The 13,532-nt window shown below is 64.9% G+C and carries 13 protein-coding genes; 7 read left to right on the top strand and 6 right to left on the bottom strand.

The window, feature by feature from the left end; genetic code table 11:
• The first annotated feature begins 90 nt into the window (after positions 1-90).
• Positions 91-1,959 carry an IucA/IucC family siderophore biosynthesis protein gene (locus CXR03_RS16355; RefSeq protein ID WP_258073727.1) on the top strand — a complete coding sequence of 623 codons (1,869 nt, stop codon included), beginning with the start codon at positions 91-93 and terminating at the stop codon, positions 1,957-1,959.
• 177 nt (positions 1,960-2,136) lie between these two features.
• Here the strand turns inward: CXR03_RS16355 and CXR03_RS16350 are convergent, their stop codons facing one another.
• Together CXR03_RS16350 and CXR03_RS16345 are read right to left on the bottom strand one after the other, a co-directional pair.
• Positions 2,137-3,393: an acyl-CoA dehydrogenase family protein gene (locus tag CXR03_RS16350; RefSeq protein WP_104104905.1), complete on the bottom strand. Its 1,257-nt coding sequence runs from the start codon at positions 3,391-3,393 to the stop codon at positions 2,137-2,139.
• Positions 3,394-3,398: 5 nt separating this feature from the next.
• Entirely contained in the window at positions 3,399-4,172 is a 774-nt protein-coding gene (locus CXR03_RS16345; RefSeq protein WP_104104809.1) for a 3-hydroxyacyl-CoA dehydrogenase, read from the bottom strand.
• Positions 4,173-4,327: 155 nt separating this feature from the next.
• On the opposite strand from CXR03_RS16345, the gene CXR03_RS16340 reads away from it, so the two are divergent.
• Complete coding sequence (locus tag CXR03_RS16340; protein WP_104104808.1) at positions 4,328-5,452, top strand: glycoside hydrolase family 76 protein; 1,125 nt, start codon at positions 4,328-4,330, stop codon at positions 5,450-5,452.
• A gap of 5 nt (positions 5,453-5,457) precedes the next feature.
• Here the strand turns inward: CXR03_RS16340 and CXR03_RS16335 are convergent, their stop codons facing one another.
• Positions 5,458-6,330 carry a class II glutamine amidotransferase gene (locus tag CXR03_RS16335; protein WP_104104807.1) on the bottom strand — a complete coding sequence of 291 codons (873 nt, stop codon included), beginning with the start codon at positions 6,328-6,330 and terminating at the stop codon, positions 5,458-5,460.
• Between the two features lie 158 nt (positions 6,331-6,488).
• Complete coding sequence (locus CXR03_RS16330) at positions 6,489-7,160, bottom strand: YdeI family protein (protein WP_104104904.1); 672 nt, start codon at positions 7,158-7,160, stop codon at positions 6,489-6,491.
• 115 nt (positions 7,161-7,275) lie between these two features.
• Here CXR03_RS16330 and CXR03_RS16325 point away from each other — a divergent pair, with 115 nt between their 5' ends.
• On the top strand, positions 7,276-7,815 hold the full coding sequence (locus tag CXR03_RS16325) for an NUDIX hydrolase family protein (RefSeq protein ID WP_104055750.1): 540 nt from the start codon (positions 7,276-7,278) through the stop codon (positions 7,813-7,815).
• A 61-nt stretch (positions 7,816-7,876) separates the two neighbouring features.
• Positions 7,877-8,749, top strand: coding sequence for a DUF6707 family protein (locus CXR03_RS16320; protein ID WP_104104806.1), 873 nt, complete (start codon positions 7,877-7,879; stop codon positions 8,747-8,749).
• A gap of 61 nt (positions 8,750-8,810) precedes the next feature.
• Here the strand turns inward: CXR03_RS16320 and CXR03_RS16315 are convergent, their stop codons facing one another.
• Entirely contained in the window at positions 8,811-9,884 is a 1,074-nt protein-coding gene (locus CXR03_RS16315) for an FUSC family protein (RefSeq protein ID WP_104104805.1), read from the bottom strand.
• Positions 9,885-10,056: 172 nt separating this feature from the next.
• Between CXR03_RS16315 and tgt the strand changes: the two genes are divergently transcribed.
• Positions 10,057-11,331: a tRNA guanosine(34) transglycosylase Tgt gene (tgt, locus tag CXR03_RS16310; RefSeq protein WP_181034661.1), complete on the top strand. Its 1,275-nt coding sequence runs from the start codon at positions 10,057-10,059 to the stop codon at positions 11,329-11,331.
• A gap of 8 nt (positions 11,332-11,339) precedes the next feature.
• On the opposite strand, the gene CXR03_RS16305 is transcribed toward tgt, so the two are convergent.
• Positions 11,340-12,080, bottom strand: coding sequence for a queuosine precursor transporter (locus tag CXR03_RS16305; RefSeq protein WP_104104804.1), 741 nt, complete (start codon positions 12,078-12,080; stop codon positions 11,340-11,342).
• A 247-nt stretch (positions 12,081-12,327) separates the two neighbouring features.
• Here CXR03_RS16305 and CXR03_RS16300 point away from each other — a divergent pair, with 247 nt between their 5' ends.
• Together CXR03_RS16300 and CXR03_RS16295 are read left to right on the top strand one after the other, a co-directional pair.
• Positions 12,328-13,005 carry a TetR/AcrR family transcriptional regulator gene (locus CXR03_RS16300; protein ID WP_104104803.1) on the top strand — a complete coding sequence of 226 codons (678 nt, stop codon included), beginning with the start codon at positions 12,328-12,330 and terminating at the stop codon, positions 13,003-13,005.
• Positions 12,998-13,474 (top strand): hypothetical protein, encoded by a 477-nt coding sequence (locus CXR03_RS16295; RefSeq protein ID WP_104104802.1) that lies wholly within the window; start codon positions 12,998-13,000, stop codon positions 13,472-13,474. Before CXR03_RS16300 ends, CXR03_RS16295 begins: the two co-directional genes overlap by 8 nt.
• Positions 13,475-13,532 lie beyond the last annotated feature (58 nt).

Below are 13,532 nucleotides of genomic sequence, written 5' to 3'. Positions count from 1 at the left end.
AACGCCCCGGTGCCCCCCTGCCGCCCACGCCGACCTTCGTGCCGGCCAAGACAACCTACCTCTCCCCTCCACAGCATCAGGAGCACCCCTGTGACTTCCACCCTTTCCGGCACCGGCAGCGCCCGGTCCGCAGCCACCGAACACCTGACACCGGAACGCTGGGCAGCCGCCAACCGGCACCTCATCCGCAAGGCCCTGTCCGAGTTCTCCCACGAGCGGATCCTGCGCCCGGAGCCGGTCGGTACGCCCGCCTCCGGGGCACCCGCCGGCGAGCCGGGCTTCGGAACCTACCGTCTGCTGTCCGACGACGGCGGTGCTGAGTACCGTTTCGACGCGCGGATACTCGCCCTGGGCCATTGGTCCATTCCGGCCGGGAGCATCCGCCGGGTTGCCCTCGGCCGTGAAACCGTGCTGGATGCACTGGTATTCATCACGGAGTTCTCCGCAACTCTGGGAATCAACGAGCAGATGCTCCCGGTGTATCTGGAAGAAATCAGCAGCACCCTGGCATCGCACGCCTTCAAGAACCACCCCGGTGCACCGTCGTCGGAACTGCTCGCCAGAGGAGTCACCTCGGGGGTGGATCCCGCTGCGGATTTCCAAACCGTGGAGCAGTCAATGACCGAGGGCCATCCCTGCTTTGTAGCCAACAACGGGCGGCTGGGCTTCGGCTCGGACGACTATCTGTCCTACGCACCGGAGGCTGGTGCGCCCGTGCAGCTGGAGTGGATAGCCGTCCGCCGCGACCGTGCCGTGTTCACCTCCCTGCCCGGCCTGGGCTACCGGGAACATTTGACGAGCGAACTGGGCGCCGCCGTCGTCGCCGGCTTTGATGCCCGGCTGGCGCAGCAGGGAGCCGACCCCGCCGCGTACCTGTATATGCCGGTGCACCCCTGGCAGTGGGCCAAGAAGCTGACTGTCACCTTTGCTGCCGAGATTGCTCAGGGGCATCTGATCCATCTGGGCAGCGGGAATGACGTCTATCAGGCGCAGCAGTCCATCCGCACGTTCTTCAACCGCGCGAACACTGACCGCTGCTATGTAAAAACTGCTCTTTCAGTGGTGAACATGGGCTTCATGCGCGGACTTTCCCCTGAATACATGCTGGCCACGCCCGCCATCAACGACTGGCTGGACGGCCTGATCCGCAGTGACGCCACGCTGCAGGCAGCCGGGTTCGGCATCCTGCGGGAGAGCGCAGCGATCGGTTATACCAACCGCTATTTTGAGGTTGGGGCACCCAAGGGATCCCCGTACCGCAAAATGCTCTCGGCGCTGTGGAGGGAAAGTCCCCTTCCCCGGCTCGGTGCGGACGAGCAGCTGGCCACCATGGCGTCCCTCCTGCATACCGATGGCGCCGGACGGCCCCTGGTCTCTGCCCTGGTTGAGCAGTCCGGGCTCAGTGCTTCGGCATGGCTGGAGCAATATCTCAGGGCATACCTTGTGCCGCTTCTGCACTGCTTCCATGCCTACGACCTGGCGTACATGCCGCACGGCGAAAACCTGATCATGGTGCTGAAGGACGGGGCAGTTCAACGCATGATCATGAAGGACATCGCCGAGGAAATTGTGGTGATGGGTGACCGGGTGACCCTGCCCGAGGAGTGTGCACGGGTGCGGGTGCAGATCCCGCAGGATGAAAAGGTCCTGTCCATCTTCACTGATGTGTTTGACTGCTTCTTCCGGTTCCTGGCTGCGCTGCTGGAGGAGGACGGCCGGCTCTCCGAGGCCGACTTCTGGGCAACCGTGGCCGCCGTGGTGCTGGAGTACCAGGATGCGCATCCGGAGCTGGCGGACCAGTTTGCGGCCCATGACCTCTTCGCCGAGGACTTTCCGCTCTCTTGCCTGAACCGGCTCCAGCTGCGCAACAACCAGCAGATGCTGGATCTCAGCGACCCCTCCGGCGGGCTGCAGTTCTCCGGCCGGCTGGACAACCCGCTGGCTCAGTTCCGCCGCTGACGCCCGGGGTTCCAGGGGATGCGGGTCTCCCGGGGAGGCGGGTCTCCCGGGGAGGCGGGTCTCCGCCGGGGACGGCTGCCGCGCAGACCGCGTCCCCGGCGGATCGGGCTGGTTCATCGACGGCCCGATCCCTGCCCGGCCATGGCAGAGCCAGCCCCATGGAAGAGCCAGCCCGCCTTAGCGCAGTGCCGAAATACCGGTAATGTCCCGGCCCACAATGAGGGAGTTGATCTCGTAGGTTCCCTCATAGGTGTAGATGGCTTCGGCATCGGCGAAGATCTTTGCCATCCGGTGGTCGGTCACAATGCCGTTGCCGCCCAGGATGCTGCGCCCCAGCGCCACGGTCTCGCGCATCTTGGCACTGGCATAGGACTTGGCCAGAGCGGCCTGCGCCATGCCGCCGTCGGATCCGCGCTGGTCCGCTCCCCCCTGACCGGCCCCCGGACCGCTCCGGCCCGCCGCTGAGGGATACCCGCCCCGTTCCAACTCGGACACCCGGGCCAGCATCCCGGTGCTGGCCACGGTGTTTCCCAGCATGCGCACCAGTTGTTCGGTCACCAGCTGGAACGATGCCAGCGGGCGGCCAAACTGTTGGCGTTCCACGGCATACGCCCGGGAAACGTCTACGGCAGCGAGCTGCGCCCCCACCGCCTGCCAGCCCACCATGATCCGTGAGCCGCGCAGGAGGTGTTTGATGTCCTCAAAGCTGTCGATTCCCGCAAGCCGGTCATCTTCGCTGACCCGGACATTCGTCAGGGTAATGTCCGCGTTCTGCACGGTCCGCAGCGCCGTCTTGTTCTCGATCCGGGTGCGGTGGACACCCGGGAGCGAAGCATCCAGCAGGAAGCCCCGCACCTTGCCGGTTCCGGGTTCCCGTGCCCACAACAGCATGTAGTTACAGAAAGTTCCGTTGCCGATCCAGCGTTTGCTGCCGTTGAGGAGCCAGGCGTCCCCGTCCCGGACCGCCGTGGTTTCCATCCCGCCGGCAACGTCGGAGCCGTGCTCCGGTTCGGTCAGGGCAAAGGCTCCGGTGATGCGAAGTGCCATCGCATCGGCCAGCAGCCGGTCCTTTTGCTCTGCGGAACCGAAGGCGTGCAGTGCCTCCACGAACAAATCATGGTGAACCATGAAGAACGTGGCGATTGACGTATCCGTCCGGGTCATCTCCGCGATGACCAACCCCGCAAACAGCGGGCTGTAGCCCTGCTGTACCGGGGTGGACAGTTCCAGCGCCGCCAGCTTGGGCAACAGCTCGGCAGGGAAGTACGCGTCCTGCCACCACTGCCCGGCATACGGAGCCACCTCGGCCGCCAGAAAGGTGCGCAGCTCGGCAAGCTTTTCCTGTTCGCGCTGGCTCAGCAGGTCCTCGAACGCATAAAAATCGGCATCCGGGAGCCCCGCAGCACCGGGCTGTCTTCCTTCATCTGCAGCCAACAAAATCAGCGCGGTCCCATCCGAATGGCGCCGTCCAGGCGGATGGTTTCGCCGTTGAGCATCTGGTTTTCGATAATGTGCGCAGCCAGTGCGGCGTACTCGTCCGGCCGGCCCAAACGGGACGGATGGGGCACCTGCTGCCCCAGGGAGTCCTGGGCTTCCTGCGGCAGTCCCGCCATCATGGGGGTCTCAAAGATCCCGGGAGCAATCGTGACCACGCGGATCAGGTGGCGGGCAAGCTCACGGGCGAGCGGCAGCGTCATGGCTGCAACCCCGCCCTTGGAAGCGGAATAGGCCGGCTGGCCAATCTGTCCGTCGAAAGCTGCGACGGACGCGGTGTTGATGATGACGCCGCGCTCGGAGGTGCCGCCGGTCTCCACCGGTTCAGTCTCCGCCATGGCCTGAGCGGCGAGCCTGCTGACGTTGAACGTTCCGATGAGGTTCACCTGGATCACGCGGGCAAAGTCCTCCAGCGGCAGTACACCGTTGCGGCCCAGCACCTTGCCAGGGGTCGCGATGCCTGCACAGTTGACAGCCACACGCAGCGGTCCGGCATTCATAGCGGCTTCCACTGCTGCTGCCATCTGTTCGGGATCAGTAACATCACCGGGAACAAAGTGGGCGTTGTCGCCCAGCTCAGCAGCGTACGCCAGGCCGCCCGAGGAGGGCAGATCCACCAGGATCACTGACGCTCCGGCGTCGTACAACCTGCGGGCCGTAGCCCGTCCCAGCCCGGAAGCGCCCCCGGTAACAACTGCCGATGCCCCTGAAATGTCCATCCGTACTCCTGCGTCAAAGTTTGCACCTGCCCCTGCGGCGGCGCCACTTGAGCCTACTGTGATCAGGCACACATCGCATCTTCGCGCAGATTCCCGCGGCCAGCCGCTGCCGCTTTAACTGTGACAGCAGACCTCACGGGTCTAGGGTGGTTCGCATGCTGTCCGAGCAACCGCTGCACGAGATCCAAGCCCGCGCCGATGATGCGGGGGCGTCTGTTGCTGCCGCCTTCACCCGCCCGCTGCTGGGGCTTCCGGGAACCAGACTGGCCGCCGTCGAAAGCCCGGCCCCGCGGCGCCTGCGGCCCGGGCCCTGGCATTACTGGTGGCAGGCCCACTACGTGGATGCGCTGGTTGACGCAGCGCTGCGCGGAGCTCCCGACGCCGTCGGGCAGGCCCACCAGCTCATCCGCACCATTCGGCTGCGGAACGGGTTGCGTGCCACCAACTGGTATTTCGACGACATGGCCTGGCTGGCCCTGGCTGTGGCCCGCTTCGATGCCCTCCTTCCCTCCCGGCCGGTGCGGCGGTCCGACGACGGCGGAGCTCCCCGCCGGCCCACGGCACGGCGCCATCCCCGGATGCTGGCTGCACTGACGGAGGCCCTGCGCTCGGCCCACACCATGGAGTTTGGCGGCGGGCTGTACTGGAACCGGCGCCGGACCTTCAAGAACACACCGGCCACCGGCCCGGCCGCGCTGCACTTCGCCCGCAGCGGTGAACGCGAGCGCTCCCAGGCCCTGATTGACTGGCTCAACTCCAGCCTCCTGGATGCCGAAACAGGACTGTACCTCGACGGCATCAAGGCGGGCAGAACCACGGCGGATCCTGTGGTGGAAGGGGCTGTCTTTTCCTACAACCAGGGCCCGGTCCTGGGTGCCCTGCTGGAACTGGGCGGTCCGGCAAACCTGGCCCGGGCAGCCCAGCTCATCGATGCGGTTCACCGGGTGCTCACCCACTCCGGCACAGCGGTACTCGTCACCCACGGCACCGGTGATGCCGGCTTATTCACCGGTATCCTGGCCCGTTATCTTGCCCTGGCCGCAGTGTCTCCGACTTTGCCTCAACGCCACCGGGAACAGGCCGCCGCGATGGTCAGTGCCACGGCTGAAGCGCTCTGGGCAGGACGGACAAAGCGGGGGCAGCGGACGGTCTTCTCTCCGCATCCGCTGGAGGCGGCCGAACGGCATTATCCGGGTGGAACCGGCGTCGGCCTCTCTACGCAGCTGTCAGCGTGGATTATTTTGGAGGCGGCGGCGAGGGTCCGGCGCGGCCACGGCTGACGTGCTCAGCCAACCTTCAGCGGCTGCTGTGATGCCGCAGCCGTGACATCCAGATCAGCCAGCGTCAACCGATACCGGGGTTCAGGCGGCAGCGGACTGCTGCTGTGAACCTTCAGTGACGGATCGATGTGCAGGACCTCGCCGGAGTCCATCAGCCGCCACTTGGGATTGTCGTCCATTTTCTCTGTGGCCAGCAGCACCGCAGGCCGCCGGCCTTCGGCCATTTCCTGGCTGTGCACGCTGATCCGCTGTGTGCGCATCCCCGCGTGGGGCTCGGATCCGGCGAGCTCCAAGACATAGAGGGGGTGCGTGTCCGGATACCGGACCGCCCACACGTCCGACCCGGTGGTCAGGATGATGTTCACCGCGAAAAGCCGCAGGTTTTCCGCCACCCACGTCAGCGCCGAGACGATGGCCGCTTCGACGTCACCCCCGTTGCTGCGCGCCTCCGCCGTGATCAGGGCGAAGACCCGCTCACTGTCGGTATCGCCCTTCACCAGGTCCATCACGCCAAGCTGCCGCAGCCGCGCCTCGAGCCGGTCCAGATCCTCCACCACACCGTTGTGGGCGAGCAGGCGGTTGTCCTGCTCGAAGGGATGGGTGTTCACCAACAGGTTGCCGCCCGTGCTGGCATACCGCACGTGGGCGAGGAACGTGGTGCTGGACAGGTCCCGGGCTTCCGCGGCGAAGGCCTTGTCCTCGTAGGCTGCTATCGGAGCTTTATCCACCACCGGCCGCCCCTCGCCGTCGAAGGTTCCAATCCCGAATCCGTCAGCTTCCCGCCGGCTCTGCCGGGACAGGCTGTCCGGCGCCGTGAGGAGCCAGAAGGTGGCTTTGACGGGGGTTTTACCGGCGTGCATGCCAAAGAGACGACACATTGATGGTCCTCCGCAGATATGCCGCAGCAAGGCTCAGCTGCCGCGGGCGTGCTCAGTGTTGCTTGCATTCAAGAGTCCCGCGGGCATTTTCCAAAGACAAGAGCGCGCAGACACATGGGGACCACAGAGGTATGGGGACCGCAGGCACGGCACGCTGATCATAGCGGCGTGCGCCGCTGCGGATAGGGAGTCTCGCCGTCTGCCAGCATCTGGACGACGGCGGCAATCCTGCGCTCGCGTGCGGCAGCAGTCTTCAGCGTGCTGAGCCGAAAAAACAGTGCATACCGGTTTTGGGAGTTCAAGATGTCATACGTTGCCTGTGCCGCGGGCACCGCGGCAATCGCAGCCACCAGGTCCGCAGGCATCACAGCTGTAGCGGGCCCCGCATAGGCTGCGTCCCAGCGGCCGTCGGCTTTTGCCTGCTCGACGGCGGTGCGCCCGGACGGTTGCATCCTGCCTTCAGCTTCCAGCTGTTCCACGTATCCCACGTTGCGCAGGCTCCAGATGCTGCGCTTGCCCCGCGGAGTGAACCGCTGAAAGTAGCTTTCGCCGTCGCGTTTGTTGGCCTGTCCGTCAATCCAGCCAAAGCACAGCGCTTCCTGCAGTGCTCCGGCGTAGGACAGGTTTGTTACGGTCCCGCCCTTTCGCCCCAGAATCAACTGCACCCCGGGCGAGCTTGCATGATGAGCTGCCAGCCACGTGCGCCACGCTTCTGCATGCGGGAGCAGCAGTTCGGGCAGCGGCGGCTTCGGCGGCGGCTTTGGCCGTGATTTTGGCGGCGTCTTGGGCGGCGTCTTGGGCGGTGGCGGCCGCGGGTCGCTGCTGGTCATCCTCAGAGCGTAGACCGGGCCCTCGCCGGGCAAAAGTACCTTCGGTAGTTCAGCCGAGGGCCAAAGCGCCGCGCGTCGGCTGAGCGCGTTCACCGGTTTGCGGTAAAACACTTCTATGAGTGTTCGTACCCCTGATCCCTATCCCGGCTGGCTTTCAGAAGATGAGCTTAGCGAGGCGAGGCAACGGCTTCCGATGGTCTATGTCGAAGCCGTTCCGGTTCGCTGCGATCCCCTGGGTTACGTCACGGAAGTGGGCCTGCTGCTGCAGGCCACTGCCGAGGGCAAGATGGTCCGGACCTTTGTCTCCGGACGCGTGATGTACCGGGAAACCATTCGCGCCGCGCTGCTGCGCCATCTGGAAAAGGACCTTGGCCCGATGGCCCTGCCCCAGCTGCCTCCGGCTCTGGTTCCGTTTGCCGTGGCCGAGTATTTCCCCTCGCCCTCCCAGTCGGGATTGACCGATGAGCGCCAGCACGCCGTCGCGCTGGCCTACCTGATCCCCGTCACCGGTGAATGCGACCCTCGGCAGGACGCCCTGGAACTGTCCTGGCTGACGCCCGAGGAAGCGCTAAGCCCCGACATTTATGCAGAGTTTGCGGGGGGACGCGGTGACCTGCTGCGGCAGGCACTGGCCTCGGCCAGCTGGGGCCGCTGAGTACCCGTTACAGCATCTTTATATACTGGGGGCCGACTGCTGCGAAGAGAAGGAATCTGCTATGCCTGAGAGCCAGCCGGAGTCTTACACATTCCGGGTCAATGCCGAGCTGCTTGCGCCCGGGCAAATTCCGGTGCATGAAAGCACCTCACTGGCTCCGGTGAAGGACAGCTCCGTGGAGAATGACGACTTCGGCGTGCCCGCCCTGGTTCTCCTTGTTCTCGAAGACGGCATGACGCTGCGCCTGGCCTACGGCTCCTCCGTGCGTGTCCAGGCACCGGCACCGTCCGGTTCCCCGGCGGACGCGGTCCGGGTGGCACCGGTGGAGGAGGAGGACTATGCCGCCGTCGTTGCCGCCGCCGCCGCTGCGCACCCGGATGAGGACCGTGTCCAGGAAGTGGCTGCACGGCTCGGCCGTGGACTGAATGTGAAATCCGGAAGCAACCTGCAGGACGTCCGGGATTTGGCACACACCCTGTACGTGGACCTGGACGACGCCGAAAACGCTCTGCAGGTCTGCAACATCATCACGGGACTGCCCTTTGACGGCAACTTTGGCCGGTGGAACTGGATCCAGGGGGCACTCTCCCTGGCCGCGCATATCACCCATGAAGCGGGCGACGAGGAAACTTCGGCCGCCTATGCGCAGGCTGTCCGTGCCGGAGACGCAGCGGAAAGCGATCCGTTGAAGGCCAAGCTGGCCGCGGAACTGCTGCAGCGCCAGCTGAATGAACCCAACCTGTATGACCGGGAAATCCACCGCGCAGGGGAGGCCGGCGATGAACACGGCGAACGCGACTGGCGTGTCCTGAGGCTGGATGCCCTGCTGTACCTGCGCGCCCACGGCGGATCGCAAACACTTTCGGAGCATGAGCTGGACCGGCGCATCCGCAACGAACTGATTGCCGTCCGCGGCCTGAACCTGGATCTGTAAGGCCCTCACCTCACCCAGGGGCCCGACCTAACGGGCGCCCCCTGGACACAACGGTCGACCGCTAGGAACGCGGGGCCGCCGGAACGGGCAGCTGCCCTGAAGCCTGCTCCGGATGTGCACTGCGACTCGTACGCCGGCTGTGCAAGTGAATGATCAGGACCATGACCATTCCCACTGCCGCTCCGATAACCGTCTCCACGGCCCGGTCCTTGATCAGCAACGCCGAGTTGCTCGGATGCGCCAGCTCGGTGCTGATCAGTGCCAGCGGCGTGATGACCACCTGGGCCAGTGCATACTGCCGGACCACAAGCATTTCCGCACCAAACTGCAGCAGCGCAATCACGACGACCATTTGCCACGGTTCCAGCCCGGGGAGCAGAATCAGTGCGGTCAGCACCAGCCCGGCAAAGGTCCCCAGGATGCGGTGCAGGCCCCGGTAGAGCCGGTGGCGCACGCCCACCCCCACCAGCGGCACGGTTGCTGCAACCATCGCCCAGTAGTTGTGGCCGATGCCCATCAGTGTGGCGATGGACCCGGCAACCGCGGCAGCGATTGCGTAGAGGCCGGCGTCGATCCACACGGTTTTACGCGCCGCAGCGGTAAAACGGGGTCGTTCGGGCTTCAGCCACGGCGTGCGGTGTGCAGGGTGGAGCCGCCCGGACAGGCCAAGCAGCAGGGAAAAGCAAACGGTTCCCACAGCCGCCAAGAGTGCCTGCCACACGGGCGGCTGGTTCGGCACCGAAGAGATGGCGGCGTAGGCAAAGATGTGGAACAGCGAACCGGTGGGACGAAGCCGCCAGAACCCGGTGCCAAGTGTCCCCAGTCCCGCCACTGCGGTGGTGCCCAGGACAATTCCCCACGCGTCCGGCTCCAGCCGGGAGGTCAGCGCTCCGGCGGTGATGACAGCGAGCATCAGCGCGCCGGCCCGCAGCTGGTGCCCGAACCGCTGCCGGTGCGGTTCATTCCGGCCGTAGATGCCGGTAAACGCCCCAAAACTGGCAAAGATCGCCAAATCAATACGGCCGAAGGCAAGCAGCAGGAGCAGGGGAATCCCCACCCCGAGCCCGCAGCGGACCGCCACCTGATGATCATTGTGGGCGGGTGCGATCCGGAACATATCGCGCAGCAGGTTCAAGAGGGCAGCTTTCAGGGACGTTTTTTGCAGTTGTTTGGGGTGCGGCCGACGCCGCTCTTTCCACCGTACGCCCGCCCGTTGCCGCACCCGGAAATATGTGGCGCGCATCCCAGCCGGAGCAGCACCCGCTTCGGGAAACAGCCGGCACTGTTGGGTAAGGCAAAATGGAGGGGTGTCTTCCTCAACGTTCTCCTTTGCCCTCGGTAAGCGCCTGCGCGAAACCACTGCCCCAACAGCTGAGCAGACGCAGGCCAACGGCGGTGAATTCCAGGGCCGCACCGGCACGATCACCACACCCCACGGCGAAATCGCCACACCGGCGTTCATCGCCGTAGGAACCAAGGCAACGGTCAAGGCCGTGCTGCCCGAGTCGATGGCAGATCTGGGCGCGCAGGCGCTGCTGGCCAACGCGTACCACCTGTACCTGCAGCCGGGCCCCGACGTCCTCGACGCCGCGGGCGGCCTGGGCAAGTTCATGAACTGGTCCGGTCCCACTTTCACCGATTCCGGCGGCTTCCAGGTCATGAGCCTGGGCGCCGGCTTCAAGAAGGTCATCAACATGAATGCGGACGGCACCACGCACGCCACCGGCGCGGATGACGCCGTCGCTCCCGGCAAGGAACGCCTGGCTCACATTGATGACGACGGCGTGTGGTTCAAGTCCCACCTCAACGGCGACAAGCACCGCTTCACCCCCGAGGTCTCCATGCAGGTCCAGCACCAGATCGGCGCTGACATCATGTTCGCCTTCGATGAGCTGACCACGCTGATGAACTCGCGCGCCTATCAGGAAATGTCACTGGAACGCACCCGGCTGTGGGCTCTGCGCTGCATCGCCGAGCATAAGCGGCTCACCGAGGAGCGCGTCGGAAAGCCCTACCAGGCGTTGTTCGGTGTCCTGCAGGGTGCCCAGTATGAGGACCTGCGCCGGAAGGCTTCCCGGGATCTGGGCGCCATGGATTTTGACGGGTTCGGCATCGGCGGAGCACTCGAGAAGGAAAACCTCGGAACGATCGTGCGCTGGTGCACCGAGGAACTGCCCGAAGACAAGCCGCGGCATCTGCTGGGGATTTCCGAACCGGACGACATCTTCACCGCCATTGAAAACGGTGCCGACACCTTCGACTGCGTCTCCCCCACCCGCGTGGCCCGCACGTCGGCGTTCTACACGCCGCACGGGCGGCTGAACCTCTCCAACGCCCGCTTCAAAAAGGACTTCACTCCCCTGGTGGAAGGCTGCGACTGCTACGCCTGCGCGCACTACACCAAGGCCTACATCCACCACCTGTTCCGGGCCAAGGAAATGGTTGCCTCCACCCTGGTGTCGATCCACAATGAACGCTTCACGGTGAAGCTTGTGGACGACGCACGGCTGGCCATTGAAAACGGGTCGTTCTTCGACTTCAAGGCGGAAACGCTCGGGAACTATTACAGCGCCAAGGTCTAACCTGCAGCTCAGCCTTCCGACGTACCGGCAGGCACTGCAGCGCCGTAACTCGGTTCGCGCTTCTTAATGGCCTTGATGACCACGGCGGTAACCGGAACAAACAGGAACTCAATGAGCGTCTTGTAGACGAAACCGAAGATCACGTAATTGATGAAGCCGCCGGCGTCGGTGATGCCGATGACCGGCGCGGCAATGGCGCAGAAGATCAGGGTGTCGGCGAACTCTCCCACGCCGGTGGAGGCCATGAGCCGTCCGATCAGTGCCCGTTCCCGGAACTTTTCCTTCATCCGGACCAGGACCCAGGAATTCAGGGTTTGTCCGGCCAGGAAGCCGAGCAGGCTGGCCAGCACGATTTGCCACACCGGACCCAGTGCCAGTTCCAGCGCCGCCTGTTTGGCCTGCCCGTAGTCGTCGTCGAATCCCGGCAGTGCGATGATCACGGCAAAACTGGCCGCAGCCAGTGCCGCAACCGCAAAGCCCATGAAGATGGCCCGCCGCGCCGCCTTGAAGCCGTAGACCTCGCTAATGACGTCGCCGAGGATGTAGGCCAGCGGGAAGAGGAAAAACCCTCCGTCGGTCACGATGCTGAAGTCGCCGAAGAACGGTCCCAGCACCACGCCCTTGGTGGCGCCGATATTGGAAATGACGATCACCACGCACATGAGCGTCAGGATGATGTCGTAATGGGAGCTGCCGCGGACGGCAAATGCCGGAGCGGGCGCCGGATCGATGCCGGTGGAGGTGTGCATGGGTCTTCCGTTTCCTAGTGGTTCGCCTGGCTTCCGCCGGCTGTATTAGCACTGTGCCCGCTGCACCGGGCGGCCCGCAGGGGCCGCCGTCAATTCTGCCACGTTCTGCCCGGCCGCACCGCCACGGCTTTTTTGAACAGGTTCAAAAAAGTGCTGTATTCTTGCAGGCGTGCCGGAAATTGAGCGCATATAAGCGGATCTGCGCCTATGACCGAACCAGCGCCGACAACTGAACTAAGGAGCGCTGATGACCGCGACGGTCAAGAGTGAAAAGACCCGACGGCTATTGATTGATTCCGCTCTCACCCTGTTCCGCACCCGGGGCTACGCCGACACCACCATGCGCTGCATCGCCGAAACGGCAGGGGTGTCAGTGGGCAATGCGTACTATTACTTCCGCTCCAAAGATGAACTCGTTGCCGAGTTGTACCGGCATCTGCAGGATGAGCACCGCAGTGCCGCCCTGCCCCTGCTTCGCGACGGACACAACCTGGGTGAGCACCTGCGCCTGATTCTGCTGGCCAACTTGGACGTCATGGGCCCGTTTCACGATTTTGGCGCCCATTTCCTGCGCACTGCCATGCCGCCGTCGTCGGCCTCCCCGCGGGGCACCCGCGCCGGTGCGGATATGGGAGTTGGCCGGGCCAAATCGATCGCCATGTTCCGCCAGGCCGTCACCGTGTCACGCCCGCAGCCGCCGCTCGCCATCCGCGACGACCTGCCCGAGCTCCTGTGGCTGGTGCACATGGGGGTGACACTTTTTTGGATTTATGACCGCTCGCCGGGACAGCGCCGCTCGCGCCGTTTGGTGGAGAACGTCGCTCCGCTGGCCGCGAAGCTGGTCATCCTCTCCCGCCTGCCCGTGGTTCGCAATATTGTGGAGGATGTAGTTCACCTCTTCCAGGGAGCCCGACGCGATGACTGACAAAGGCGGCGACGACGTCGTGCTTCCGCCCGCGTTGATACCCGCCCAGGCTGCTCCCGCCGCCGTTGCGCCGCAGCACCGATATGCTCCACCCGGCCCGCTGGCCGTCGCTCTGGGATACGGGGTTGCCTGCATTGTCCTGGCCGCAATCGCCACAATTGTGGTGGGGTGGGGGACGTCCCGGGACTTCTGGGGCTACGTTTGGACCGTGGTTGTGGCCGCCTTCTACGCAGCCGGTCTCGGATTGTTCACCGCGCTTCCCCTCGGCCTGCTTCTGGGATGGTTCCTGCGCGGCGTCCAGCACCAGGGCCTGCATGTGCTGGCCTTCTTCATCGTGCCGCTGTTGCTCGGCTGGGTCATCATCGGCCTGAGCGTTCATGCAGTCCTTGTGCCGCTGCTCATGGGTGTTGCCATCGGATTGGCCATGGCAGCCGGCCGGGCGACCATTTGGCCTTTCGCCCGTGCCTAGCTTCCGGTTCCGGGCCTTGTTCCCGCCTCATCCACCCCGCCTGCCGGCATTAAGCCGC

This window comes from Arthrobacter sp. 08Y14, from assembly GCF_002929455.1.
Taxonomy (GTDB): Bacteria; Actinomycetota; Actinomycetes; order Actinomycetales; family Micrococcaceae; genus Arthrobacter_B; species Arthrobacter_B sunyaminii.
Note: the sequence above shows the minus strand (reverse complement) of the source record. Positions and strands in the feature narration are given on the sequence as shown.

Bases quoted from the DNA above. Each gene is read 5' to 3' on its own strand.
- CXR03_RS16345 (WP_104104809.1), bottom strand. From the start codon at position 4,172: ATGGACATTTCAGGGGCATCGGCAGTTGTTACCGGGGGCGCTTCCGGG.
- CXR03_RS16340 (WP_104104808.1), top strand. From the start codon at position 4,328: ATGCTGTCCGAGCAACCGCTGCACGAGATCCAAGCCCGCGCCGATGAT.
- CXR03_RS16335 (WP_104104807.1), bottom strand. From the start codon at position 6,330: ATGTGTCGTCTCTTTGGCATGCACGCCGGTAAAACCCCCGTCAAAGCC.
- CXR03_RS16330 (WP_104104904.1), bottom strand. From the start codon at position 7,160: ATGACCAGCAGCGACCCGCGGCCGCCACCGCCCAAGACGCCGCCCAAG.
- CXR03_RS16325 (WP_104055750.1), top strand. From the start codon at position 7,276: ATGAGTGTTCGTACCCCTGATCCCTATCCCGGCTGGCTTTCAGAAGAT.
- CXR03_RS16320 (WP_104104806.1), top strand. From the start codon at position 7,877: ATGCCTGAGAGCCAGCCGGAGTCTTACACATTCCGGGTCAATGCCGAG.
- CXR03_RS16305 (WP_104104804.1), bottom strand. From the start codon at position 12,080: ATGCACACCTCCACCGGCATCGATCCGGCGCCCGCTCCGGCATTTGCC.
- CXR03_RS16300 (WP_104104803.1), top strand. From the start codon at position 12,328: ATGACCGCGACGGTCAAGAGTGAAAAGACCCGACGGCTATTGATTGAT.
- CXR03_RS16295 (WP_104104802.1), top strand. From the start codon at position 12,998: ATGACTGACAAAGGCGGCGACGACGTCGTGCTTCCGCCCGCGTTGATA.